Below are 25,793 nucleotides of genomic sequence, written 5' to 3' on the forward strand. Positions count from 1 at the left end.
GCTTCAGCCGTAATAAAACCGCCTCCTGTCGGACAGGAGGCGGTTTTATTACGGCCGGGGTGTTATTGTTATTGAAACCTTCTCAGGCGATTTGATTTTTTATACTTCAAAAATCAAATCTCCATAGCTTGGCATCGGCCATAATTCCTTATCGACCATCATTTCAAGCTTATCGGCCGGAGCGCGGAGCGCTTCCATGGCCGGGACTACCGTATCGTGGTAGGCATTGGCCTGTTCCTTATTGTTCTCAATAGTTCCGCATTTCTCGGTTGCATCGATCAGCGCTGCCAGCGCCACCTTCATGTCGGAAAGATAGGCGGAGGTCTCTGTCAGCAGTTCGGCCTGTACGCTTACGTCTGCATCCGGGCAGGCAGTCTGCACTTTGCTTAAGGAATCAGCCAGCATCGTCGCGTATTTGACGGCTGCCGGGATGATCTGCTTGCCGGCCATATCAATCATGGTTCTGGCCTCGATGTTGATTGCCTTGCTGTATGCCTCGTATTCGATTTCAACACGGGATTCCAGTTCGGCTTTCGTAAATACGTTAAACTCTTCGAACATCCTGACAGATGCTTCCGTAGTGAGGGCCGGGATCGCTTCCACCATGGATTTGATGTTCGGAAGGCCTCTCTTCTCGGCTTCTTCCACCCATGCGTCCGAATAGCCGTTTCCATTAAAGATAATCCTTCTGTGGGCCGCCAGCTGTTCTTTGATCATGTCATGTACCGCGGTATCGAAATCCTCCGCCTTTTCCAGTATGTCAGCCGCTTCCTTAAATGCTTCCGCCGCAATGGTATTTAATACCACGTTCGGCGAGGAAATGGAATCGGAGGAGCCTACCATACGGAACTCGAACTTATTGCCGGTAAAGGCAAACGGTGATGTCCTGTTTCTGTCAGTGGCATCCTTGAAGAGATCCGGGAGCGTTCTGACGCCGGTCTTTAATGTGCCGCCCACCTTGGAATGAGTGGCCTCTCCGGTGCTGCAAAGCTGATCCACCACGTCCTCCAGCTGCTCGCCGATGAATACGGAAATAATCGCGGGCGGCGCCTCGTTGGCCCCCAGTCTATGGTCATTTCCCACGTCTGCCGCGGATTCGCGAAGCAGATCGGCGTGGCGGTCAACCGCCTTTAGGATACAGGAGAGCACCAGAAGGAACTGAATGTTCTCGTGGGGAGTCTCGCCTGGATTTAACAGGTTGATTCCATCCTCCGTAGTCAGGGACCAGTTGTTATGTTTGCCGGAACCATTGACTCCGGCAAAGGGCTTCTCATGAAGCAGACAGTTTAACCCGTGACGGCCGGCTACCTTCTTTAAGGTCTCCATAACCATCTGGTTGTGGTCTACGGCCACGTTGACCTGCTCGTAAATCGGTGCCAGTTCGTGCTGGGCCGGCGCCACCTCGTTATGCTGGGTCTTGGCCGGGACGCCTAAGCGCCAGAGCTCTTCGTTGACTTCCTTCATATATGCTGCAACGCGTTCCCGGATAGCGCCGAAGTAGTGGTCTTCCAGCTCCTGTCCCTTGGGAGGCATGGCGCCGAATAAGGTGCGCCCCGCGTAAATTAAGTCTTTTCTCTGTAAATATTTTTCACGGTCAACCAGGAAATACTCCTGCTCCGCCCCTACGGAGGGGATCACCCGTTTGGAAGTGGTATTGCCGAATAATCGTAAGATTCTCAGCGCCTGCTCGTCAACGGCCTCCATGGATTTTAAAAGAGGAGTCTTCTTATCCAGGGCTTCTCCGGTATAGGAGCAGAATGCGGTTGGAATGCAAAGAGTAACGCCGATGGCGTCTTCTCTTAAGAATGCCGGTGAGGTACAATCCCATGCGGTATAGCCTCTCGCCTCGAAGGTTGCTCTCAATCCGCCTGACGGAAAGGAGGAAGCATCCGGCTCGCCTTTGATCAGTTCTTTTCCGGAGAACTCCATGATGACTTTTCCCTCGGAGGTCGGTGCTGAAATAAAGGAATCATGCTTTTCAGCCGTGATGCCGGTTAACGGCTGGAACCAGTGGGTATAGTGGGTTGCGCCTCTCTCAATTGCCCAGTCCTTCATCGCATGTGCAACGACATCAGCAATGGACGGGTCCAGTTCCGCTCCGTCTTCGATCGTTTTCTTTAATTTCTTGAAAACGGATTTCGGCAAACGCTCTCTCATGACAGTTTCGTTAAATACGTTTTTACCAAAGATCTCGGCAACATTTACTACTTCGCTCATAAATTTTCCATCCTCTCGCGCAATTATCTATGATACCAGAAATGGCGCCCTCCTGTTGTCAGGAGAACGCCATCGTTCCTTAATTAAAATAAACCATTTTTCTCAAAAATGCAAGTATTTTTTTTAATAATTACATTTCAGGAGACAGGAATATCAAACTTAAGCTCTTCCCACGGAACCGAATAATTCCATTTTCTCTTTTACGGTTGCCTTGATTGCTTCCGTACCTGGTGCGAGAAGTTTACGCGGGTCAAAGCCTTTGCCTTCTAAATCCTTGCCTGCTTCGATGTATTTACGGGTAGCGTCAGCGAAGGACAGCTGGCACTCTGTGTTAACGTTGATCTTGGCTACGCCGAGGCTGATCGCCTTCTTGATCTGATCCTCCGGAATGCCTGTACCACCGTGAAGTACCAGTGGCATGTCGCCTACTTTATCTTTTACGGCAGCCAGAGTCTCAAAGCTTAATCCAGCCCAGTTCTCCGGGTATTTGCCATGGATGTTGCCGATACCGGCAGCCAGCATGGTTACGCCTAAGTCTGCAATCTGCTTGCACTCGTTCGGATCCGCGCACTCGCCCATTCCGACTACGCCGTCTTCCTCACCGCCGATGGAGCCGACCTCTGCCTCTAAGGAGATGCCTTTCTCTGCACATACGGCTACAAGTTCTTTCGTCTTCTCTACGTTCTCTGCAATCGGATAGTGAGAGCCATCGAACATGATGGAGGAGAATCCTGCCTCGATACATTTATAGCAGCCTTCGTAGCTGCCGTGATCCAGATGTAAAGCTACCGGAACCGTGATGTTCAGTTCATCGATCATAGCCTTCACCATCGCTGATACTGTCTTGTAACCTGTCATGTATTTACCAGCACCCTCGGATACGCCAAGGATGACCGGGGATTTCAGTTCTTCTGCTGTCAGTAAGACCGCCTTGGTCCACTCAAGGTTGTTGATGTTGAACTGGCCAACAGCATACTTTCCGTCTCTTGCTTTTTCAAGCATTTCTTTTGCTGAAACTAACATATCACAAACCTCCAATTCGATTTATATTTATTTCATTTCTACATTATATACCATTTCGCGGAATTTGCAAAGATAAATATTTTTGAATTGTGATTTTTATAACAATCTTACATATTTTCTTACATATCTCCTTTTTCGACCATCATCTTTTCGATGAACCGGCTTGGATGCGTCTGAAAGCACTGTCTTCCATGCGCACGAGGCGAAATGGACTGGAGGCAGATTATTATACCGAAAGAATCCTGGCTACCACAGCCTGCATCTGATCGGTATCGCACTGGACGGTATGGCGCACAGGGGCCGTGCGGATCTCCTCCACCGCCTGTGGAATCACCGTGCCTGAGATCTCTGCCAGGCGGTCCACAATGGCAAATTCATCTTCTTCTGGACGAACGCCGTCGATGGCTTCCAGAACACTTCCTGAGAACTTATACGGACTGGCAGTGGAGGCAATAACAGTCTTTGCCGCATCCTTTGTCTCTTCTTTATAGCGGTTGTATACAGACGCTGCAACGCCTGTGTGAGTATCGATTAAGTATCCGGTATCTTTAAAGATCTTTTGAATCGTGGCGCGGTTCTCTTCTTCTGATGCGAAACCACCGCGGAAATCCTTCATGAACTCACGCATCTCATCTGTGACTGTGTAGCTTCCCTTCTCATTCAGTTCCTTCATCAGAGCCGCATTGGCTGCCGCATCACTGCCGGCGCTTAAATAGATCAGGCGCTCTAAGTTACTGGAGATGAGGATATCCATGGATGGGGAGGTGGTCAGTATAAAATCGCGGTTCCTGTCGTATGTACCCGTGCGGAAAAAGTCATACAGGACCTTATTCTCATTGGAAGCACAGATCAGAGTCTTCACCGGAACGCCCATCTGCTTCGCTATATAAGCTGCAAGAATATTGCCGAAGTTGCCGGTAGGCACCGTCACATTGATCGGTTCTCCTGCTTCAATCTCCCCCGCCTCCAGAAGCTTTGCATAGGCGTACACATAGTATACCACCTGAGGTACAAGGCGGCCAATATTGATGGAATTGGCGGAGGACAGCTGGCAACCCTTTTCAGCGAGAGCTTCCGCAAATGCCTTATCACCGAATATTTTTTTCACGCCGGTCTGGGCATCGTCAAAATTGCCGTGGATAGCCACCACATGAGTGTTATCCCCCTTCTGAGTCACCATCTGGAGCTCCTGAATGCGGCTTACGCCGTCTTTGGGATAGAAGACGATAATGGCTGTGCCTTCGACATCTGCAAAGCCTGCCATGGCCGCCTTACCGGTATCACCGGAGGTTGCAGTCAGAACTACAATTTTGTTCTTTACCTGATTTTTCTTTGCTGCGGTCGTCATGAAATGCGGCAGAATGGAAAGAGCCATATCTTTAAATGCAATGGTACTTCCATGATACAGTTCCAGGTAATACGCACCGGACACTTTCGCTAATGGCGCGATCTCCTCAGTGTCAAATTTGCTGTCATACGCCCGGGCGATACAGTTCTTCAGCTCTTCTTCCGTATAATCGGTGAGGAACAGCTTCATTACCTCATAGGCGGTCTCCTGATACGTCATGCCCGCAAGCTCTTCCATCGTTTTGTCGAGTTTCGGGATAAAGGTCGGCATAAACAGGCCGCCGTCGTCGGCCAGCCCCTTTAAGATTGCCTGGGAGGCCGTCACACCGGTCTCGCCGCCGCGGGTGCTTTGATAGGATAATTCCATGATATGTCTTTCCTTTCTTGCTCTTACAGATTGTCATTCAGCCGTATTTTCAAGCTTTTACTCTAAAACCTTGCCAGAATTGTAGCACACTTTGTTGGAAGGTGCAACCAGAAACAGCAAAAAAGTTTTCACAGTGCGGACATATGTATCTAGTTTAAAGACAGCACATTCCAATTTATTTTTGTTCCGCAATGTGGTATGCTATGAATAGTCTGCATAGAAAGGATACCATTCGGTCATGAGATACGAACATATCATACAGGGAACTTTTATAAGCCGGCCCAACCGCTTTATCGCCCACGCGGCGATCCGGAGAAATGAGGGCGCTGAGGAAGAAATTGTGGTCTGCCACGTCAAAAACACGGGCCGCTGCAGGGAACTGCTCCTGCCGGGTGCTGCGGTGATTCTTCAGTTTCATCCGGAAGCTGCGGCGTCAGGCAGGAAGACGGAATATTCGCTTATTGGTGTTTGGAAGGAGCATCATGGCGAATTTCTGCTTATCAACATGGACTCCCAGGCTCCCAACCAGGTGGCGGCGGAATGGCTTCATTCAATGGAACAGGCGCCCACACTGCCGATTTCCGGTTTTGACGGGAAGAAACTTCCTTCGTCTCTTACACTGGCCGATATCCGCAGGGAAGTTACCTATGGACAGTCCCGGTTTGATCTGGCTTTTCATCTGGTTTTCGGCTCATCCGCCTCTGCGTCCCAGGAACAGAGAAAGCCGGCTTTTATGGAAGTCAAGGGCGTAACCTTAGAAGAGAACGGCATCGCCATGTTCCCCGACGCTCCGACCGAGCGGGGCATCAAGCACATTCTGGAGCTGGCAGAAGCGGTAAAGGCAGGGTATGAGGCCTATATTCTGTTTGTAATCCAGATGAAGGGAATCCGGGAATTCACGCCCAACAAAAAAACGCATCCCCAGTTCGGAGATGCGCTGCGCCAGGCACACGAGTCCGGCGTTCATGTTCTCGCCTATGATTGTATGGTAACTGTGGATTCATTGGCAATCGACCAGCCTGTGCCGGTATTTCCCGCCACATTTTGAACCCATAGATCATTCAGGATGACTCTGCTGCTGGATTCTCTTTTGTTTCAATCCACGCTCGATAATTTCACAGAGTGCGACTACATCATATAGATGCGCGGCTTGACTTCATGTCAGTGGGGGAATTCTCGCTTGTTTTGTTAAAATTTCCTTCCACCGCCGCCGAAGCTGCGGCCTCCGGAGGAATGGGTCGTACTGCGGCCGGAAGAGGAACCGCCGCCACCGCCGGTATGACCGTCGGTATTACTTTTCGGAATCACGATATGGGTAACGGTCTTATTGACCAGATGATCCGTATTGGTAGAAAAGCAGAAACGGCAGTCTGCCCGATAGGCTTTTAAGTAATTACCGGCCTGCCTCCGCTCCTTCTTCATCGCGTAGCGGTTCATGACGCCGATGCATGGTCCAGCCGCCGTAAACAGCGCCACTGCCAGGGCAACCAGGGCTTCTAACCAGGTTATGCTGCGGTAAATGCTGACCTTTCCGGTGTCACGGTCGTAATTATACTGACCGCCCGGTATCCCGGCTGCGTAATATTGACGGACCCCATCCAGAAACGCTTCCGCACTGGCCGCGTAATCCCCGTTCGATGCGCCTTCATAGGCATTGTCTAAAATCTCATTCCACCGTTTATCGGTCAGAAACCGGTTCATCATCCCTACCGGCGCAATATACAGTTCCCGGTTATCCATATCAATCAGGAATATCACACCGCTGTAGTCTTTCCCTGTTCCAAAGCCTCCATTGATGTAAAAATCTTCACAGTATGTTTCGGCTGATTTTCCCTCTGCGTCGTCCGTGGTGGCTATTACCACGTCCATATTCATCTCTTTCCGCATGGAAGCAATTTCTTCTTCCATGGAACTCTTCTCCGTTTCCCCAAACAGTCCTGCTTCATCGAAAACCCTCTTCTCTCCGGCCGCCAGATCAGATTTCCCGGAGGCATAAGCCGTAAATCCGCTGACGGCACCGGCCAGGAAAACAGCCATGAAAGCTAACAGCAGAAGCCGAAGCAGCAGACTATCCTTTGTTATGTATGCGGATATCCTGTTTCTTTGTCGTCTTATCATATCAGATACCCCATCAGAAGCATAAATATCAGGACCGGGAAGAATATCTCAGCAAACAGAATCAACAATTTTCTCCTGTCGACCGGAAGTTTTCCACAGACTTTTCCCGTTTGTCCATTGACGGTAAAATAGTACATCTCGTTTTTGGCCTGGTCGTGATAGGTAAGCGTCCAGACGGGAAGAAGGGCATATTCCCATCTCTCATCTCTCAGCATTGCATCCGACCGGCGCACGCTGACCCGGTCATACGTTCCAACACTTTCTTTTAAGGAGTCGAGAGCGAACTGGCGCACCTCGCTGCAGACATCGGCAGAAAAATCCTGTTCTTCCATATCGCGCCGTTCCGCCACGAAGCCTGACAGATAACCGGGCGTAAAGGGTTCCAGCTGCTTCATGTCATAGGGAAGAACTCCCTCCACCAGCTCCCGGTTCGCCTTTTTTAAAGCATTGCGGGTAACGTGGCTCACCTCCATGTCGCCTTCGCGGAGAATATCGTACGTCTGGGTCTCCGTATACTGATACCGCCCGCTCACCCAGACCCGCAGCCGGTCGGCACGGGCCTCCAGCTCGCCTTCCACCCGGCAGCTGTACATCAGATAGGGAAAATATACGCCGGACAGCTTCTGGATCTGCTCTTCCGAATAAAAGGCGCGGGGGACGTATCTCTTTTTCTTCATCCACTGGGAAAATATGGAGACTGCCTTTTCCCGGTCCAGCTGAAAGGGGATGACGTAATCCGGATTATACTCTCCCGACAGCTTTCCGGAGAGAATTACCGGATTATGGCAGTAATAGCATATGTCAGCCGCAGTGGTCTCATCCGTTACGATCTCCGCGCCACAGCTGGGACACGTATAAAGGACGGAGGTCCCCTCTCTGCTCTGCTCCCCGGTGTTCTCCTCTCCAGCCGCTTCATCGAACGAAAAGCCGGCCTGGTCAGCCGATTCTTCGGGGCTCAGCCGTTCCAGCTCATCCTGCGTAAACTCGGAAAGACAGTATTCACATGCATATTTCTGTTTCTCAGGATCGAACTGCAGACCACCGCCGCAGTTTGGACACTTATATGTTATGGTTGCACTCATGGTCTTGGTTTTCCACACTCCGAACAGAATTTTCCACTGTTGACAGTTCCGCATTCACAGGTCCACGGTCCGGCCGGCCGGGGAGTTCCGCATTCCGGACAGAATTTTCCCGTGTTGACAGCTCCGCATTGGCAGGTCCAGGAGGTGCCTGACTGGGCGGCGGCCATCTGTGGAGTTCCGGTCATCTGTTGGTTCCCGGCCATCTGTGGAGCTCCGGTCATCTGTTGGTTCCCGGCCATCTGCGGGTTCCCGGCCATCTGGTTCATCTGCATCTGCTGTAAATTCGCATGAGAGGCTGCACCCATAAAGCCGCCTCCCGCATTCATGCCAACGCCCATTCCCATAAAACCGGCCATGGAGCCGTTACGATTGCTTCCGGCGGCCTCCATTCCTCTGGCAACCGCTCCCTGAACGTAGCCTTCCCGCACGCCGGGGTCGCTTAACATGGCGCCCTGGTTTCTCATATTGATCAGCTTCTTGGATTCTTCATCATAAGAGATACTGGCAATTCCCACAGACTGAATCTCCATCCCCCGGCTGGCCTTCCACTGACTGTCCAGAGTGTCAGCCATATAGCTGCCCAGTTCTCTGCCCTTGGATGCTACATAGGAGATGCGGATCCCGTCAGCCGACATCTGGTTGATGGAGGACTGCAGCGCCTCCAGAAATTCCGATAAATACTGTTCATTGATATCTGTGACTTCGACTCTTGTCTTGTTCTTCGGAATCGCCTCGTTGTAAAACAACAGCGGATCTGTCACCTTAATAGAGTACGTACCGTGAGCACGCAGGAACAGCTCCGCGTTATAAAACTGATCAAAATAGTTAATGGGATTCGGAGTTCCAAACTTGATTCCCTTGATCTCCTGCAGATTGATAAAGTAGACCTTCTGGGAGGTAGGCGTCTCACCGCCGTAACGAACACGGTCAAAGGACTCTTTAAGCGCCTCCCCAAACTGTCCGTTAAACAGGGATGGCAGGGAAGAATTCCTGACCGTATAATACCCTTCTTCCGCCGTGTAATCGATCACCTTGCCGCCATCTACCAGAATCATAAACTGGTTGGGGTACACGTGGATGACAGAACCGTCGGATATTGTATACTCCGTTCCCTTCGTATTGGATCCCCTGCGGATTTTCACACCGCTGGTAAAAACTGTCTGATCTCCCATATTGCCTGACTCAATGACCTCAAGCCACTGGTCAGCCAGTGAACCGCTGATCGCGGTCGTAACCGCTTTGATAATTCCCATGCTGCTGCCTCCTGTCACGTTAAATAATAAATATCCCGATATAAAGCTATTATACCATACCGGGATTCCATCTATCTACAAAATTTACGGGATACTGTTTAAAAATCTTTCATCTGCTTCCGGTACTGTTCGATCAGCTGCTTAAATTCCCGGTTATCCTGAAGAAAGCTGCATTTCTCACTGTTCTCAAACTCATATAAAATCGGCGGAATTATCTGCTTTGTATAAGTTTCCGGTGCCCCATAAACCGGGATATGGCAAAACAGCGGGGAGTGATTCACCTCCCACGGCCCTTCGGCGGCCTTCAGTAACTCCTTGATCAGCCGGAGGCTCTGCTCCGTGTCTTCCTGATCGAGAGCGGCCTGCAGCGCAATTACCAGGCCGTTATAGTTCCACAGCCCCATCTGCTCCGCCACCACCTTCCAGCGCTCTCCTATGTCTGTGGCATCACCCGGACGGCCCTCTTTCACTGCGATTTCTGCCAGGCTTAAGAGGACACCCATAAGCTCATTCAGCCGCATCAGCAGCGTCCGCTCCATCAGACGGGCCGCCTCATCAAGCTTTTCCTGTCTGATGTATAGATTCGCCTGGATCTGGCGTTTGTCTGCGTGATTGTTTTCCGGAAGCAGATCCAGCATCTTCTGGGATTTATCATATTCCATCCGGACCATATATTTCGATGCCAGCATAAACCGGGCGCTGGTGGATACTTCCTCATCACCGCACTCTGCCGCGCGTTCATAGAGGGAAAGGATCTCATCCGCATACGCCTCCCGCTCCCCGGAGCACGAGCCCTTTATAAACCATGCGCCATCCAGGATCATTGCAGCCCTGTGAATCAGCGCGCCGCACGCGGGATACTCCTGCACCTTTTCCCGCACCAGCCGGATTCCCGCACTCATCCCGTCTGCCCGGACCGCCTCCGCCACCTCTGTGCAGAAACCGGCAATCTCCTGTTCCGTCAACTCTTCTTTGAAACAGAGCAGCGTGTTTAAATCCGTTTTCAAAAGACGGGCCAGCGCAGGCAGAACCGAAACATCAGGACAGGTGATCCCCTTTTCCCATTTGTTCACAGCCGGCGCCGACACCCCTAAGTACACAGCCACCTTCTCCTGGGTCAGACCCAGTTCTTTTCGTTTTTCACGTATTACCGTATTCATTGCCATCTGTCATCCCTCCTGTTCTCCATGAAGAAGGGCCCTTCATGATTTTATTATAGCAGGACACAGGCAGGTCTGCAATTGAGCATCTTTTAATTCATAGTTTAATTTCTTAACCAGAAGTTATATTTTTATTCTATAATTTTCACAGTTTTATCTGCAGACCTCTCTCATCATCGCAATCTCCCTCGCATACCCCGAAAGTTCATTCGGCGTTTCCAGGTAAAACGGCAGATCCTTAAAAGCCGGATGAGTTACCACCCGCTTCAGGGCTTCCTCACCGATATATCCTTCCCCGATCTTCGCATGGCGGTCCTTATGGGCTCCCAGCGGATTCATGCTGTCATTTAAATGAATGGCCTTCAGCTTTTCCAGGCCGATGATCCGGTCAAACGTTCCGATGACGCCGTCTAAATCATTCACAATGTCATAACCGCCATCCCACACATGGCACGTATCGAGGCAGACCCCCATACGTTCCCTGCACTCCACACGGTCCAGAATCTCTCTCAGTTCCTCGAACTCGCGGCCTACCTCGCTTCCTTTTCCCGACATGGTTTCAAGAAGTACTGTGGTGCGCTGTTCCGGTTTCAGAATCTGGTTGAGCATATCCGCAATGAATGCGATTCCCGCCTCTGCCCCCTGTCCCACATGGCTTCCCGGATGGAAATTATAGCAGTTTCCTGGCGTATATTCCATACGCCTCAAATCGTCCGCCATCGTATCTCTCGCAAGCTCACGCAGATGTTCATCCGCTGAGCAGGCATTCAGGGTATACGGCGCATGGGCCAGAATCCGTTCGATTCCATTTTCCTTTGCAAATACCAGGAACCGTTCCACATCGTTTTCATCGATCGCCTTCGCCTTCGTTCCCCTCGGATTCCTTGTAAAAAACTGAAACGTATTCGCATCAATCTTCACAGCCTCTTTCCCCATGGCAAGATAACCTTTCGAAGATGATAAATGACATCCAATTGTAAGCATAATTTTTCTCCTTTACTCTTTGATCACTGCAAACGTGAGGGTCTCCGGCCGGCATACCACGGCTTCACCATAAAAATAAACGCGACTGTCGGACACAAAGTGCGCGTGTTCGCGGGCCGCGTTCATTATCATGGTGATCGGTAAGGCAGTTCCATACTGCACAGTACCGCCCGAAGCGTACACGGCCGCCGCCTTACAGCTGGCTGCCTGCCGCAGGGACGCTTACCCCCACCTTTCTCTTTTCTTTTTGCTGTTTTACCGGCTTTTTCTTTACCGGATTGATGGCGCGTATGGCGATCAGCAGGAAAATCGCAGACAGCGCCAGCTGAATGACAATGCTGATAACCACCCAGTAATTCATAATAAAATTATCCGGATGCGGGCCAAACCAGCGGTTTAAACCTCCTGTCACCTGATTATCTCCGGCCTGGCCGTTGATCATCACATAAAAGGTTGCCACCGGATTGAAAAGCAGCAGATATAAAAATCCGCCTGAATTGGCCTGCTCCGTCATGGAACCGACCGAGCTTATGTACGTATTGTTCATGTTCATGCGGGCGATAGAGAGCGCAAATACGTTAATCGCGTACGTTCCCGCCGCTATCAGTATCAGAATGCCGTAGGTCATTACCGTTGCTATGGTAGAACGCTTGAATATGGCCGAGAAACAGATTCCCATGCTTCCGGTAAGCAGCGCTACCGCCACATAGCACAGGAGAAGCAGGCAGACATCATAGAACGTGATGCCTCCGTATACAAAGGACACGGCCAGCAGCGGGAAACTGGATACGATCAGGATAAACATGGTCGAAAAGGACGCGCTCAGCTTTCCTAAAATAATGTCCGACGGCTTCATCGTCGTCGTCAGCATCAGATCCAGTGTCTGGCGCTCCCGTTCCCCACTGATACTTCCGGCTGTCAGCGCCGGCATGATGAACATCAGCATGACAAACTCTACCACACTCACAAATACATAGAGGTTCAGGAAGGAGGAGTATTGAATCTCCGCCGTAATCTTTACTCTCGCAACCACGGAATACATATTAAGCAGGGCCACCAGGGCAAGAATTCCGTTAAATACCATGATAATCAGCGCCAGCCGGAAGCTTCTGGAGCTGACGGTGGTCTCTCTTTTATATACCGGATTCATTTTCATGTACCAACACCGCCTTTTCTACATCGTGGTCAGTTATCTGCATAAATAAGGACTCCAGGCTTCCGGGCTCACGGGTAAAACCGTGCACCATCACTTCCGCATCCACCAGCTGCTGAAGCAGAACCGCCTCGTCCTCCTCATCCCCGACGAACTGGACCATGATATCGCCTTCCTTTACGGAAATGGTCTGTACGCAGGGCTGGCTCTTCAAAATCGTCAGCGCCTTCTCCTTGTTTCCCAGAATGGAGATGATCAGCGGATTCGAGGTATTGACCCGGCGCAGGATCGCCTCCATACTGCCGCTTAACACCATCTTCCCCTGGTCGATAATTCCGATGTCCGTACAGAGCTCGGAAAGCTCAGAGAGGACGTGGGAACTGATCAGAATCGTCTTTCCCTGCTCCCGCAGTTCTTTTAGGATCTCCTTAAATTCAAACCGGGTTCTCGGATCCAGACCGGAAGTCGGCTCATCCATGACGAGAAGGGCCGGATCGTGGATCAGCGCCCTCGCCAGACACAGTCTCTGCTTCATACCGCGGGATAAGCCGTCCACATAGAAATTCACCTTGTCATCCAGACCAACCTGTTCCAGAAGCGTCATATAACGCGTTCTCGCCTTCAGGCCATAGATTCCATAGCAGGAGGCGAAAAACTCCATATATTCACTGACCTTTAAATTGTCGTATACGCCGAAGAAATCCGGCACATACCCGATCTTAAGCTTCAGCTGGGACAGGCCTCCCGTAACATTCACTCCATTGATCAGTACCTGCCCCTCGTCCGCCTCCAGCAGTCCGGTCATAATCTTGATGGTCGTTGTCTTTCCGGCTCCGTTGGGTCCAACGAAGCCGTAGAGCGCCCCGTCGCCGATATCCATGTCCAGACCATCCAGCGCGTAAAATTTTCCAAATGTTTTTTTTAAGTTTCTGATCTCCAGCATCATTTATCCTTTCCCATAACGGTCAGCATCGGCAGTGTCACCCAGCTGTAATCCGTATTGTTGTCAAAGATATATTTGATTGTCATCGTATTCCCAGGAGACAGATAAGGCTCCAGTTCATCCGCAGTATAAACGTCTTTTCCGGAATCCATCAGGTCGTAAATTCCCGTATCATGATTATAGAAGTAGATGCTTCCGCTGAACAGGGACAATCCGTTGTTCTTCTCACCTTCCAGGAATTCGTCCGAAATCTTTTCAAATGTCAGACTCTCCACCTCGATATCATTCCCCAGGGAGTACTCTAAAACCGTCGGATCCATGCCGTAGACGGAATTGCTGGGGGCGTAATACTGGCCGCTCACCACGTGGGGCGCCTTCATCAGTGCCGAACGGTAGGTATAGCCGTTCTTCTTCGTACTGATATCCAGGGCCGAGGTGAACATGGTCATACCGTAGGTCTCAAAATCCCCTTTTGCCAGAAACTTGCTGTCAGACTGTTCCCTGCCAAACGCTACGATCCGCGCCTCGGGACTGTAGACAGAGGCATACGTATCGAGGTAAAAGCTCAGAATCTTGGAACGGGAAAGCGCCAGCATATAGTTCTCATCCTCGATATCCGGCTTCTCATACTGATATCCGCCCGTTACCCGCTCTGCGATTAAGTAAGAGCTGTTTAACGGATAATTGATGATCTTCAGACCGTCCAGCGACACTGTCTCTCCCGGTCCCAGTTCATCGATCACTACCATCTGTCCATACATCATTACACCGACTTTTTCCACCGGGAACGTGTAACGATTCGTCACCGTACCGCTTATCCGGCCGTCAAACAGTGTGACATTCCCCGTCAGTCCCTGATGCTCCGTGTTAGGACTCTTCTTCACAAGGGAGAAGTACTTGGGAGTGAAGGCAACCACACCCTGCGCGGAAATCTTCGTCTCCTGGAGGCCGTGTTCCACCCTCACCTTGCTCTCCTCGGTGCCTGTGAACTTCGGTACCGGCGTCATGTCGTAATAATAGCTTCTGGTAATCGGAAGCAGGTCATAGCCGGGATCCAGGGAAACTGCGTACGGTTTATTATACGGAGTCCTTATGTTGATGTATGTATACTCATCAATGGACTTTTCCGAGGTATCCAGGATCGTGGCATAGGTAAAGAATGTATTTTTAAACCGGGTTCCGACTCCCATAAGATAGATGACAGCCGCAAAGGCAAGAGAAAGAACGACCACTCCTGTCCGGTAAAATCTTCTCCGCTCCTGCTTCTTTAACAGCAGATAAAGCCCCGGGCCCACCAGAATGATATACCCGAGAATCACGATCACATACAGAGGCATGTTTGGCAGCTTATCTACGTTTCCTGTGTTTAAAATACTCTGAACCGACCAGTATTTGCTGGAATTGCCGTAATAGAGATAGGACGATAAGTTATTCAGCTTATCTTCACCCAGAAGGGCGGTCAGAAGTTTATCCACGTAGGAGCGCTGTGTCTCACAGAAGTCCGCGATGTCCACGAAGTCATAAGCTGCAACTCCCACCAGCCCCTTTCCTTTCGGAGTCGATGTGAGAACCGGAAACTCGTCGTTGGCCAGCACTTCGGTACCGCCCTTTAACGAGATGTCTGCACAGGTCAGATTGATAAAGGAATCTCCAGGGCCGTCGGTGGCGTATTCCACGCCCATATCCACGGAGCGCACCTCCGGTGCCGGAAATGCCGTCTCCACGATCTCCTCACGAAACGCTGCCAGGGTATCATTCGCGCGGCCTCCGGTTCCGATTAACAGAGTTCCGCCTCCCCTGACCCATTCCCAGACGGCCCCTGTCTGGCTGTCTGAAAGCTTTCTCGTATCGTAGTCCGTGATCAGAAGCACATCCAGAAGGTCCAGCCCCGCCGCCTTATCCGGCATGGTATCCGCCGTCATATGAAATGTCTTTGTCCTGACTGAACTGTAATTGACCCCCACGCCGTTTAAATAGTTCAGACGGTCCGGGGAATCAGAAAGAATGCCCACATACAGTTCTGCAACTTCGCGGCTCACATTGATTCTCAGCCGCTTGCGCACAAGCTCCGTGCCATTCCCATCGAACAGCTTTACATACAGAATCTCGCCTCTGCCCGCGGGAATATCCAGGGATTTCTCCAGCTTCTCCTCAGCGCCTAAGGATACCGGATAATCGTAGTCATAAATATCATAGTCGGACTCCATCGCCTGGATTCGAATCGTTCCTTCAAACGCCTTCTGTTCCTGATTGGCCAGAGAGATGCGAACCGGCACATAGCGGCCGCTCTTGGCCGCTCCGTCATATCCGTAAGCCACATCCATCACGACCGGCGACGACGCCAGATAGATATCGGACTCCGTATTTAAGTTATTGGCCGGCTCCGTCATCGTTTGCACAGCATAGGCCGTTACACAGGAGGCAGGCAGTAGAACACTGCCTGCCATACTCAGTATCACTGCCCATACAAGGGTATTTTTTCTGAATCTCATCCTTTTGTCATCCTATCTTTCCAAAGTTTTCCTTGTTAACGTCAAAATTCACTTTCAGTTTCACCGTAAATACCGTACCGGACAAATCGCTGGTCACAGTGATTGTACCGCCGTGCATATCCACGATATTCTTTGAAATGGCCAGGCCCAGTCCGGTCCCTCCCGTATTGGTGGAACGGGACTGTTCCACACGGTAAAACTTGTTAAAGATAAGCGGCAGTTCATCCGCAGGGATTACATAGCCGTAGTTGATAACAGAAACTGTGACAATCTCATCATCCGCATGCAGCTTTACCATGATCCTTTTTCCATCCGCACCGTATTTGATGGCATTGTTGATCAGATTGTCGAAAAGCCGGGCCAGAAGATTCCCGTCCGCGGTAATCACCTTGGCGGGAACGTTGCTCTGCAGTTCATACGATAAGTTTTTGTCTACAAAGCTGGGGTAAAACTCTTCCAGCAGCTGGCTGAGCAGTTTTACCACATCCACCTGGGCCACATGCATGGTTAGCTTTCCGTAATTCATCTTTGTAAAACCAAATAAGTCCTCGATCAGTTTTTCCAGACGCTTCGTCTTCACATAGGCAATATTTATGTACTTTTTCTGCAGCTCCGGATCCAGCTTCACATCTCCGGAGAGCAGCTCTAAGTAACCGATAATAGAGGTAAGCGGTGTCCGCAGGTCATGTGCCACATTGGTAATCAGTTCATTCTTGGTCCGCTCCGACTCTCTCTCCTTATCCATCAGTTCCTTTAATTCTTCTACCATCTTATTCAAATTGGCGGCCATGGAAGAAAACTCGTCGTCTCCCTCCACCTCCACGGTGACATTCAAATCCCCTTCGGAAATGTTCTGCATGGCGTCGGAAATCTTTGTGATATAGCGGAGCGACTTTTCCTGAAGAATCATAAATGTGACGGTAAAGACAAGGATGCCAAACAGCACATACATCAGAATAACCACCACATCAAAGGTTACGAGAATCGATATAAAGAAATTATCGATTCCCGCATTATCCATATAGGTGGCGATCAGGGATACGTTGGTTACTAGGAAAATCTCGATTAAGACGGTAACGACAGCGCTGTAAAAAATATTTGTTATCACGCGGGTGCGGAAGCGCCGGTTCATGTCATTTTTCAATTTTATATCCTACCCCCCACACTGTGGTGATAATCTTGTTCTGCCTCGTGTCTTCCTTCATCTTGCCCCGCAGACGCCTGATATGTACCATGACCGTGTTGTTGGCCTCATATACCTTTTCGTTCCACACCTTCTCGAATATCTCATCCGTGCTGAACACGCGGCCCGGATTGGACGCCAGAAGATAGAGGATATCGAATTCGATGGGCGTCAGCTTGATCTCTTCCCCGTAAACGGTCACTTTATGGTTGTCTTTGTTGATAATCAGTCCGCGGATGGTAATCTCGTTGCCCGCCTTCTCATTCACTGCACTGTTGGGATTCAGCTGTGTGTAGCGGCGCAGCTGGGACTTCACACGGGCCGTCAGCTCCAGCGGGTTAAACGGTTTGGTCACATAATCGTCGGCTCCCGTTCCCAGTCCCATGATCTTGTCTAAGTCGGTGGACTTGGCGCTCAGCATGATAATCGGAATGTTGTTCGTCTCTCTGATCTTTCTGCACATCTCCATCCCATCCATGCCCGGCATCATGATATCGAGCAGCACCAGATGAATCTCGTTTTTATCCAGAATATCCAATCCGTCCATGGCGTTATTGGCCTTAAATACTTTATATCCGTCGCTGACCAGGTAGATCTCTACCAGCTCAGCAATCTCTTTTTCATCATCTACCACCAGAATGTTCGTAGTTTCTGACATGAAAAATACCTCCCTTGTGTTATTTCAGCTTTAGTCTATTTCCATTCTACCACAAGAAAGGGTTCTTTGCTTTACTATTTTCTTACAAAATTACCATGATATTTCCTACTCCGTTATTTCTTCTCCCCTCTTTTTCACTGCCATAAACCGTATTGCAAACACGGTCAGGACAATTGTCAAAATAATTAATCCGGCCATGGCAAGGGGCAGTCCCAGGCCGGATCTTCCTGTCTTCGGAAGACTTTCCAGCGTTTTACTGTCTGCAGGCGGGATCAGTTCCGGCGCCGCCTTTGGTTCTAACTTCGGATTCGTCTCGTCCGGACTGCTTAAGTTAATCCAGAAGTCTCTGTGACCGAAATAGTAACCCGAGTGCCCCCAGAGATCTCCGCCGGGATCACGATACGTCCGGTCGATAGATATCTCACTCTCCAGTGATTCCAGTTTCCCATAAGAAATATCCGAGCCGGGATATTCCCACAGGCAGATAACTCCCGTATCCGGCATAATTACTCTGGGAGCCGTGCTCTCATCCGTCTCCTGAATCTCCGCCCCGTGCTCTTCGGAAAAGCTGATGCCATCGTATACATTCACCAGCTCTTCCATCTTAATCCAGCCCACGGCGGCCTCTTCTTCCCAGTTACCATCCGTCTCCGGCTTTCCTTCCTCATCCAAAACGTACTGGACCAGTCCCCATGTCCCGGAATTCCCCTTGTCGTAAGTTATGTAAACGAATAAGACAGGGCCGTTGGCTATAAAATCGATCACGTTTCTGCGCAGAGGGCTTTCCACAACTGTGACATATCCGTCTGCGCCATTGGCGTAGTAACGGCGTCCTATATACTTACAGTCTTCATAATGTTTCTCATAAAACGTATCATCCGGTGTCCAGATCACATCGGCTGATGCTCTTCTTCCCGGCACCAGAAGAAAGGACGCCAGGACCAGGATAAATACGGAAGCAGCCAGGATACGTTTTACACTCATTGCCGGGCCTCTGCTGACTCCTTTATGATTCATTTCTTTCATTCTGTTCTCTCCTCCCTGTTTATTTATGATGGCAGATTCAGTCAAACCGTTCAATAGAAACCGCCGCAAGCTTCAAAAGCATTTTGTCACCATCGCCCCCAGCGTAACAGAAAACAGGTTCGCGCCGATCGAAAAAAGCCAGGGGCGGCGTATTTTCCCTGCCGATCTGTAGCATACGGCTTCCACTGCAGCTGCCGCTGCTTCCAGAGCCACAGTAACGATCATGGGATTCCAGCCCAGATACAGATCGTTCACGTAGTAAAGAAATACCACCGCCGGATTCGTCAGAATATTGACCAGTACAATCAGCAGACGATTCCACCAGTCCCGCACACCGGCAAGCCAGCTGAAGGCTTCCTCCAAAGCAATGGTAAGTCCCAGCGACACCAGCAGAACGGGCACCAGCCACAGCCCCATCATTTCACCACCTGCTTAAGTCCCCAATCCAGCAGCAAAAGGGACAGCACTGCCATCAGAGCCAGGCCGACGGGCGAAGAGGCAGCTCCGGCCAGCTGCCGGATGCCGGACTGAGCCGCGAAACCGACGCTGCTTCCGCCAAGCCAGGCCGGACAGAAGCCCACAAACAGGCCGAAAGTCAGCAGACCGAAGCCAAAGCCCTTCGCCCCCGGAAACGCCTCCGCGACGGCCCAAAGTGTCAGCGGCATGGACATATTCCAGCAAAATACCGCCAGAATACCCGCGGCCGGGTAAACCAGACAGAGAAATCCCACCGCAGCCGCGCACATAGAGCAGAACGCAGTCCTCCAAACTCCCGTCTTATCCGCCAGGACACCACCTGCCATCTTTCCCAGTACTACTGCTCCTGCCAGAATAAAACCGCTTCCCGCCAGCGTCTCTTTCCACGGAAAGTTCTGCACCATACCGGAATACGACCGAAGAATCACAGCCGCCAGAAAACAGGCGGCAGCCGGTACCGTTCTGTCCGACTGCACCGCAAAGGAAACCGGTGCATTCCCGGATGAGGTCCATAGCCTCTCTCTTCCCGCCATCAAACGGATCGCAGCCGCAGACAGGATCAGAAGCCCTCCAAGCCAGACCTCCGGCCCCTTTCCTGCCCGGCCAAGCATGGTTCCCAGAAAAATTCCCAGAGCACCGGGAGCCACAAAAATCCCCAGAGGCGCCGCTTTCCTCTCGCTTCGGTTCAGAACGTCGATCCCTCCTCCTACATGAAAGCAGGCGTTCCCAATACCAGCCAAAACGGCAGCAGCAGCTGGAAATCCTGCGCTTCCAAGCAGAAGCCCCGCCAGCACGCCGGCACAGCCTCCCGCCGCCACGCAGCTGTTGCGGTCCAACCGGTCCGCAGCTGCACCAATCGGCATCTGCAGGGCAAATGCGCAGAAATTATAAATCAGCAGCCAAAGATACCACTGATCTCCCCCTGACACGTATGCAAAAACCAGAAAGGCACAGGATAAATCCACTGCCATATGAACCAGAGCATATACCGCTGTCACAGCGCCGACACCGCCTTTCCCGTTACTCATTCACCATAAACTTATTCTATCATCTTACCCCCTCAATATCTTTACTTTTTTCCTAATATTTCTCTACATTCAACGCAAATTTCTCCGCTCTCTCCCGGCTCAAAAAAAGACGGCTCACCCCATCAGAGATGAACCGCCCTGTTATCATATTCTCATTTCAAAAAACGTCCTGCGCTACTGCTTTTCTCTCACAGCACATCCCTCTAACTCTTCACCGGAACAAACACCCGGTTGCTCACCGGATCCATCTTTCCCAGTTCCGCTTCCACGTTATTAATCGCCTCCTCACAGAACTGTTCCTGGCTGCTCACCAGCACTTTTCCGCGTTTATCCGGCTTCTCATAGGTTCCATCCGGCTTCAGAATATGAGCCTTCACATTGTCCTCCAGCTGAACCTTTAAGACATGCATCACCTGCTCCTTTAAGGATTCCTCCTCTACCGGAAACATGATCTCTACACGCTTATCTAAGTTTCTCGGCATCCAGTCAGCGCTTCCCATATAAACCTCCGGGCTCCCGTCATTCTCAAAATAGAACACGCGGGCATGCTCCAGGAAGTTACCGACAATGGAGTGTACCTCGATATTCTCACTTAAATTGGGAATACCGGCCTTTAAGCAGCAGATGCCGCGGATTACCATCTCAATCTTTACTCCGGCGCAGGATGCCTCGTATAACGCGGCTATGATCTCCTTGTCGCAGAGGGAGTTCATCTTTGCCATGATATGCGCCGGTTTCTTTTTTAAGGCGTTCTGTGTCTCCCGGCGGATCATCTTTAAGAATCTGTTTCTCAGCCAGATCGGAGCCACCACCAGTTTATTCCAGTGCAGCGGCTCAGAGTAACCGGACAGCATGTTGAACACCGCGGTGGCATCCTCGCCGATCTGCGGGTTGCACGTCATGAGTCCCAAGTCCGTATAGAGTTTTGCGGTGGAATCGTTGTAGTTGCCCGTTCCCAGATGCACGTAGCGGCGGATTCCGTCTTCCTCCCGGCGCACCACCAGAGTGATCTTGCTGTGAGTCTTTAACCCTACCAGACCGTAAATAACGTGACAGCCTGCTTTCTCCAGCTTCTTCGCCCAGTTGATGTTGTTTTCCTCATCGAATCGCGCCTTTAACTCCACCAGAACAGAGACCTGTTTCCCGTTGTCAGCCGCCTCCGCCAGGGCCGCGATGATCGGGGAATTGCCGCTGACGCGGTAAAGCGTCTGTTTGATGGCCAGTACATCCGGATCCTTGGCCGCGCTCTTTACGAAGTTGACCACAGGGGCAAAGGTCTCATACGGATGGTGAAGCAGGATATCGCCTTTTCGTATATTGGTGAAGATGTCGTCCTCATTCATCAGCGCCGGAACCCGCTGCGGAACGTACTTCGGGGCTTTTAAATGCTCGAAGCCTTCAAGCCCGTACATCTTCATTAAGAATGTCAGATCGAGAGGTCCTCCAATCTCATAGATATCGCCGGAGCTGATGGAAAGCTCTCTCTTTAAGATCTTCAGCAGGCTTTTGTCCATCTTTTCATCGATTTCCAGACGGATGGCCTCGCCCCACTGACGCTTCTTTAACTGTTTCTGGATCTCTTCCAGTAAGTCTACCGCTTCTTCTTCATCGATGGTTAAATCCGCGTTTCTCATGATACGGAAGGGGCTGTAGGCAATCACATTATAATTTAAGAACATGGAACCGATATTCCGCTCAATAATCTCTTCCAGCAGAATCACGGACCGCCCGGACTTCCTGCCGGCCGGAATCTCCACAATTCTCGGCAGTACGCTGGGAACCTGAACCATTGCAAACTCTAAATCCTCTTCCCCGCTCTTCTTCTGCAGAAGGGCCGCGATGTTTAACGTCTTATTCCGGATTAACGGAAACGGCCGGGAAGAATCCACCGCCATGGGAGTCAGAACGGGATATACATTTTCCCGGAAATACTCATCTACATAAGCGCCCTGCTCTGCATTTAAATCAACATGGCTTGTGACCACGCACAGGCCATTCTGCTTTAGGGCAGGGAGGATGGAGCGGTTGTAGGTGGAATACTGCATGGCCACCATCTCGTGCGTCTTTACGCCAATCTTCTCCAGCTGCTCGGAGGGCTTTAGGCCGGCGATATCCGGCTTCGTATATTTTGCGTGAACCATGTCCTTTAAGGAGGCAACGCGGACCATGAAGAACTCATCCAGGTTTGATGAGGTGATGCTTAAGAATTTCAGCCTTTCAAACAGAGGCAGGTTCTTATCCCTGGCCTCGCTCAGCACCCGGTAGTTGAACTCCAGCCAGCTCAGTTCACGGTTTACATAATTGTCTGGATTGTAAAATCTTTCATCAATATCTGCCATCAGGATAACCTCCTCTTCTGTTTTAATACAGGCCGGATTCCGAAGATCTCCTCAAAGAAATCCGCTTTCTGGGCAAATGCCACCGCCTCGAGGGTCATGTCTCCCCCATACGTTGTGGTCACAAGCAGCTGGCCCTCCTTGACATTTAAGCGGCAGTCGTGGAGTTTCTGCTTATGGCTCCGGTCCATGGCGTTGGCCAGCCTCAGAATCGCCGTCAGCTTGGCAATCAGTATGGTCACGTCATTATGGGTCAGCTCACCCTTTGTATCACGGAACAGGTCTTCATTAAATATAACCTCGTTGTAATCGAAATCAATGCTGTTATACCGCACCACATTGGCAATGATCTCGCGCTCCATATGGGATAAACCGATGATCTCCGTCGACATAATGATATTGTATCCCGACTCACCCGTATATTTCATCCCGATAAACTTGCCGCAGGAGTGGATAATGGCGGAAATCTGCAGCAGGAGACGCTCTCTCTTTCCCATGCCGTGATACCGCTTCATGCTGTCGAAAATATCGAGTACGTGCTTCTCCATGTCCGCCGTATGGGAGGCGTGGCATTTGTAGCGCTTTGCCATGTTGCGGGATGCGGCAAGGATATCCTCGGTAAAATCGTGGCTGAATTTTACCGCCCTGGTCTCCTCCGCGTACTCCGCCGCAATGCCGTCACAGAGACGGATTCCGGGAATCCAGAACATCTCGGCGCCGGTCAGTTCCAGAACTCTCCGATAAATGATGGCGGCCGGCATTAAGAGGGCCGCATAGTCGCTGTTGACACCGAACCGCTCCTCGATCTGGTAGAGAGGCATATCCACCAGCTTTTCGTAAAATGCCTTGAAATCTTCGGCTGTCACCCGGTCCACAGGCTTACCCGTTCCGCTTCCCCTGGACAGATAGAGGATGCATTCGCCGATCCCGATTAAATTCTTGATCTCCCGATCCTTCAGATACATCTTTTTAAAGGTCATAAGCTCGTTGTCTACCAGTTCTTCGATCAGGGTATTCTCCATCCGGATGTCTGCCTGCATGTTGGACATCATCTCCCTGATCCTTAAAACCCCCAGGAGAAGGTTCTGGGTGGAAATCAACGCATCCTTGTCAAACAGGGATATCTGCATGCTGCCAAAGCCTACATCCACAATGGCAGTCCCTTTCTGTATCGTCTTATTAAATTCCGCATCCTTGGAGGCAATGGCCTTATAGCTGATAAAACGCTGTTCGGAGTTGCTGATGATCTGTACCTCAATTCCTGTCCGAACCCGGATCTGATCCAGTACGATCTGATTGTTGCGTGCCTCGCGCATGGCGCTGGTGGCATAGGCGCGGTACTCTGAAATCTTATAGGACTCCATAATCTCCGCAAACTGCTGCAAGACGCCGCACATCTCCTCAACCAGTTCGTAGCTTATTTTTCCGTTTTTATAGGTATCCTTTCCAAGGGCGATGACGTGGCGCACATGATCTACCCGGCGGATTCCGTATTTGGGCGAAACCTCATAGATACCGAGTTCCAGTTCAAATGAACCCACGTCGATGGCTGCAAACAGTTTAATTGCCATACTTGTCCTCCTTACCGCCCAGTACGGGCAACATCCTTTCCATTATACTATCCTTTTGTAAGGACATGTGTCAAATTTGTGTAAAATCTTCCCGTGTCCCCATCAGGTGAGTGATAAACTGGCTGGCAGTCCTTCCGGACAGTCCTCCATGGCTCAGTTCCCACTTATTTGCCTCCGCGTAAAGCTCCTCCAAAGGCATATTTACATGATACCGCTCCGCCAGCTCCCGCACAATGTTCTGGAACTGCTTCTTATCCGGAGAACCAAAGTAAATGGTCACGCCAAATCTGGCTACCAGCGACAGCTTCTCCTGCACGGTGTCGTTATTATGTAATTCATCATCCAGTTCTCTCTTATCACTGAACTTCTCACGGATTAAATGGCGCCGGTTGGAGGTGGCATAGATCAGTACGTTGCCCGGCTTCTTTCCGAGTCCGCCTTCGATGATAGCCTTTAAATATTTGTATTCCAGCTCAGAGTCTTCAAAGGACAAATCGTCCATATAGATGATGAACTTATAATTTCTGTCCTTCACCTGCTCCTGTACTTCAGAGAGACTCTTAAACTGGTGCTTGTATACCTCGATGATGCGCAGCCCCTGGTCGTAGTACTCATTTAAAATGGCCTTGATGCTGGAAGACTTGCCCGTTCCGCTGTCGCCGAACAGCAGCACGTTATTGGCGGCTCTTCCCTGGATAAACGCCTCCGTGTTCTCGATCAGCTTCTTCTTCTGAAGCTCATAGCCAATGATGTCGTCCAGATAGATATGTTCCACGTTGGGAATGGGATTAATGTGGACCTCGTGATCGATCTCCTCGATTCGGAATGCCTTGTTAAGCCCAAACTTACCGACGCCGAACCGGCGGTAAAATTCCGTCACAGCCATTCCGAAGGCCTCCACGTCCACGGCCTGCTCCAGTTCCACGGCCAGAGCAACGATCTGATCCCGGATTCTCTTATTAAACACGCGGCTGTTTCCGTTGGCCGCATGATAGTCTGAAAGAGCGGACCAGATACCGCCTGTCCGGCCGTCTCCTCCGTCCAGTGTGCGGATATCGTAATCAAACAGTTCCTTGATCACGTTGAAGTCATGGGCGGCCAGTTCATTTAAAGAACCTTCGATATGGCCCACAATCTCACATGAGGTGCTGTATACATTTTCGTTATTGGCAAGGCAGAATGCTAAAAAACAATGCCAGAGATTCCCCTCAAAGCCGTAAGTCACCGCCATGTCGATCAGCTGGCTGGCACAGGCATAGGAATCCGGCATTGTTCCCGGCTTGTCGTCCGGCCCGACGGCCAGAAGTGTGGAAACGTGATCAAACAGTTCCCGGTGCTGCAGATTTCGGTAGATAATGAGTTCCTGCGATTTCAT

The 25,793-nt window shown here is 50.7% G+C and carries 20 protein-coding genes; 1 reads left to right on the top strand and 19 read right to left on the bottom strand.

Annotated elements, in window-relative coordinates; genetic code table 11:
* Positions 1–99 precede the first annotated feature (99 nt).
* From NE473_RS07445 to thrC, 3 genes are all read right to left on the bottom strand, one after another.
* Entirely contained in the window at positions 100–2,217 is a 2,118-nt protein-coding gene (locus tag NE473_RS07445) for a glutamine synthetase III family protein (protein ID WP_006770931.1), read from the bottom strand.
* Between the two features lie 159 nt (positions 2,218–2,376).
* Complete coding sequence (gene fba, locus NE473_RS07450; protein WP_006770932.1) at positions 2,377–3,240, bottom strand: class II fructose-1,6-bisphosphate aldolase; 864 nt, start codon at positions 3,238–3,240, stop codon at positions 2,377–2,379.
* A 226-nt stretch (positions 3,241–3,466) separates the two neighbouring features.
* Entirely contained in the window at positions 3,467–4,954 is a 1,488-nt protein-coding gene (gene thrC, locus NE473_RS07455) for a threonine synthase (protein ID WP_055650772.1), read from the bottom strand.
* Between the two features lie 238 nt (positions 4,955–5,192).
* Here thrC and sfsA point away from each other — a divergent pair, with 238 nt between their 5' ends.
* Positions 5,193–6,002, top strand: coding sequence for a DNA/RNA nuclease SfsA (sfsA, locus tag NE473_RS07460; RefSeq protein ID WP_055650771.1), 810 nt, complete (start codon positions 5,193–5,195; stop codon positions 6,000–6,002).
* 140 nt (positions 6,003–6,142) lie between these two features.
* Here the strand turns inward: sfsA and NE473_RS07465 are convergent, their stop codons facing one another.
* The 16 genes from NE473_RS07465 to NE473_RS07540 form a co-directional block, all read right to left on the bottom strand.
* Positions 6,143–7,072, bottom strand: coding sequence for a TPM domain-containing protein (locus NE473_RS07465; protein WP_055650770.1), 930 nt, complete (start codon positions 7,070–7,072; stop codon positions 6,143–6,145).
* Positions 7,069–8,154: a TFIIB-type zinc ribbon-containing protein gene (locus NE473_RS07470; RefSeq protein WP_055650769.1), complete on the bottom strand. Its 1,086-nt coding sequence runs from the start codon at positions 8,152–8,154 to the stop codon at positions 7,069–7,071. Before NE473_RS07470 ends, NE473_RS07465 begins: the two co-directional genes overlap by 4 nt.
* Positions 8,151–9,407: an SPFH domain-containing protein gene (locus NE473_RS07475; protein WP_055650768.1), complete on the bottom strand. Its 1,257-nt coding sequence runs from the start codon at positions 9,405–9,407 to the stop codon at positions 8,151–8,153. Before NE473_RS07475 ends, NE473_RS07470 begins: the two co-directional genes overlap by 4 nt.
* 98 nt (positions 9,408–9,505) lie before the next feature.
* Complete coding sequence (locus NE473_RS07480) at positions 9,506–10,573, bottom strand: helix-turn-helix domain-containing protein (RefSeq protein ID WP_022030331.1); 1,068 nt, start codon at positions 10,571–10,573, stop codon at positions 9,506–9,508.
* Positions 10,574–10,720: 147 nt separating this feature from the next.
* Positions 10,721–11,551 (bottom strand): deoxyribonuclease IV, encoded by an 831-nt coding sequence (locus NE473_RS07485; protein ID WP_055650767.1) that lies wholly within the window; start codon positions 11,549–11,551, stop codon positions 10,721–10,723.
* A gap of 193 nt (positions 11,552–11,744) precedes the next feature.
* Positions 11,745–12,707: an ABC transporter permease gene (locus tag NE473_RS07490; protein WP_055650766.1), complete on the bottom strand. Its 963-nt coding sequence runs from the start codon at positions 12,705–12,707 to the stop codon at positions 11,745–11,747.
* Complete coding sequence (locus NE473_RS07495) at positions 12,685–13,647, bottom strand: ABC transporter ATP-binding protein (protein WP_022030329.1); 963 nt, start codon at positions 13,645–13,647, stop codon at positions 12,685–12,687. Before NE473_RS07495 ends, NE473_RS07490 begins: the two co-directional genes overlap by 23 nt.
* A complete protein-coding gene (locus tag NE473_RS07500) occupies positions 13,647–16,139 on the bottom strand; it encodes a DUF8725 domain-containing protein (RefSeq protein WP_006770943.1) in 2,493 nt (830 codons plus the stop codon). Before NE473_RS07500 ends, NE473_RS07495 begins: the two co-directional genes overlap by 1 nt.
* Positions 16,140–16,146: 7 nt before the next feature.
* Entirely contained in the window at positions 16,147–17,283 is a 1,137-nt protein-coding gene (locus NE473_RS07505; RefSeq protein WP_022030327.1) for a sensor histidine kinase, read from the bottom strand.
* The gene (locus tag NE473_RS07510; RefSeq protein WP_002601661.1) at positions 17,273–17,980 is read right to left on the bottom strand and encodes a response regulator transcription factor; all 708 of its coding nucleotides are present in this window, start codon (positions 17,978–17,980) and stop codon (positions 17,273–17,275) included. Before NE473_RS07510 ends, NE473_RS07505 begins: the two co-directional genes overlap by 11 nt.
* Positions 17,981–18,085: 105 nt before the next feature.
* Positions 18,086–19,006, bottom strand: coding sequence for a cell wall anchor protein (locus NE473_RS07515; RefSeq protein ID WP_243138603.1), 921 nt, complete (start codon positions 19,004–19,006; stop codon positions 18,086–18,088).
* 72 nt (positions 19,007–19,078) lie between these two features.
* Positions 19,079–19,426 carry a hypothetical protein gene (locus NE473_RS07520; protein WP_055650764.1) on the bottom strand — a complete coding sequence of 116 codons (348 nt, stop codon included), beginning with the start codon at positions 19,424–19,426 and terminating at the stop codon, positions 19,079–19,081.
* Entirely contained in the window at positions 19,423–20,511 is a 1,089-nt protein-coding gene (locus NE473_RS07525) for an MFS transporter (RefSeq protein WP_207749129.1), read from the bottom strand. The genes NE473_RS07520 and NE473_RS07525 overlap by 4 nt, the downstream gene beginning before the upstream one ends.
* A 203-nt stretch (positions 20,512–20,714) precedes the next feature.
* Positions 20,715–22,850, bottom strand: a complete 2,136-nt coding sequence (locus NE473_RS07530; RefSeq protein ID WP_055650763.1) for an RNA degradosome polyphosphate kinase — start codon at positions 22,848–22,850, stop codon at positions 20,715–20,717.
* Complete coding sequence (locus NE473_RS07535; RefSeq protein ID WP_006770951.1) at positions 22,850–24,418, bottom strand: Ppx/GppA phosphatase family protein; 1,569 nt, start codon at positions 24,416–24,418, stop codon at positions 22,850–22,852. Before NE473_RS07535 ends, NE473_RS07530 begins: the two co-directional genes overlap by 1 nt.
* A 70-nt stretch (positions 24,419–24,488) precedes the next feature.
* Positions 24,489–25,793 (bottom strand): ATP-binding protein, encoded by a 1,305-nt coding sequence (locus tag NE473_RS07540; protein ID WP_055650762.1) that lies wholly within the window; start codon positions 25,791–25,793, stop codon positions 24,489–24,491.

The organism is Hungatella sp. SL.1.14 (genome assembly GCF_024460495.1).
GTDB lineage: Bacteria > Bacillota > Clostridia > Lachnospirales > Lachnospiraceae > Hungatella > Hungatella hathewayi.

Coding starts and splice junctions, on each gene's coding strand:
- NE473_RS07445 (WP_006770931.1), bottom strand. CDS start 2,217: ATGAGCGAAGTAGTAAATGTTGCCGAGATCTTTGGTAAAAACGTATTT.
- fba (WP_006770932.1), bottom strand. CDS start 3,240: ATGTTAGTTTCAGCAAAAGAAATGCTTGAAAAAGCAAGAGACGGAAAG.
- thrC (WP_055650772.1), bottom strand. CDS start 4,954: ATGGAATTATCCTATCAAAGCACCCGCGGCGGCGAGACCGGTGTGACG.
- sfsA (WP_055650771.1), top strand. CDS start 5,193: ATGAGATACGAACATATCATACAGGGAACTTTTATAAGCCGGCCCAAC.
- NE473_RS07465 (WP_055650770.1), bottom strand. CDS start 7,072: ATGATAAGACGACAAAGAAACAGGATATCCGCATACATAACAAAGGAT.
- NE473_RS07470 (WP_055650769.1), bottom strand. CDS start 8,154: ATGAGTGCAACCATAACATATAAGTGTCCAAACTGCGGCGGTGGTCTG.
- NE473_RS07475 (WP_055650768.1), bottom strand. CDS start 9,407: ATGGGAATTATCAAAGCGGTTACGACCGCGATCAGCGGTTCACTGGCT.
- NE473_RS07480 (WP_022030331.1), bottom strand. CDS start 10,573: ATGGCAATGAATACGGTAATACGTGAAAAACGAAAAGAACTGGGTCTG.
- NE473_RS07485 (WP_055650767.1), bottom strand. CDS start 11,551: ATGCTTACAATTGGATGTCATTTATCATCTTCGAAAGGTTATCTTGCC.
- NE473_RS07490 (WP_055650766.1), bottom strand. CDS start 12,707: ATGAAAATGAATCCGGTATATAAAAGAGAGACCACCGTCAGCTCCAGA.
- NE473_RS07495 (WP_022030329.1), bottom strand. CDS start 13,647: ATGCTGGAGATCAGAAACTTAAAAAAAACATTTGGAAAATTTTACGCG.
- NE473_RS07500 (WP_006770943.1), bottom strand. CDS start 16,139: ATGAGATTCAGAAAAAATACCCTTGTATGGGCAGTGATACTGAGTATG.
- NE473_RS07510 (WP_002601661.1), bottom strand. CDS start 17,980: ATGTCAGAAACTACGAACATTCTGGTGGTAGATGATGAAAAAGAGATT.
- NE473_RS07515 (WP_243138603.1), bottom strand. CDS start 19,006: ATGAAAGAAATGAATCATAAAGGAGTCAGCAGAGGCCCGGCAATGAGT.
- NE473_RS07520 (WP_055650764.1), bottom strand. CDS start 19,426: ATGATGGGGCTGTGGCTGGTGCCCGTTCTGCTGGTGTCGCTGGGACTT.
- NE473_RS07525 (WP_207749129.1), bottom strand. CDS start 20,511: ATGAGTAACGGGAAAGGCGGTGTCGGCGCTGTGACAGCGGTATATGCT.
- NE473_RS07530 (WP_055650763.1), bottom strand. CDS start 22,850: ATGGCAGATATTGATGAAAGATTTTACAATCCAGACAATTATGTAAAC.
- NE473_RS07535 (WP_006770951.1), bottom strand. CDS start 24,418: ATGGCAATTAAACTGTTTGCAGCCATCGACGTGGGTTCATTTGAACTG.
- NE473_RS07540 (WP_055650762.1), bottom strand. CDS start 25,793: ATGAAATCGCAGGAACTCATTATCTACCGAAATCTGCAGCACCGGGAA.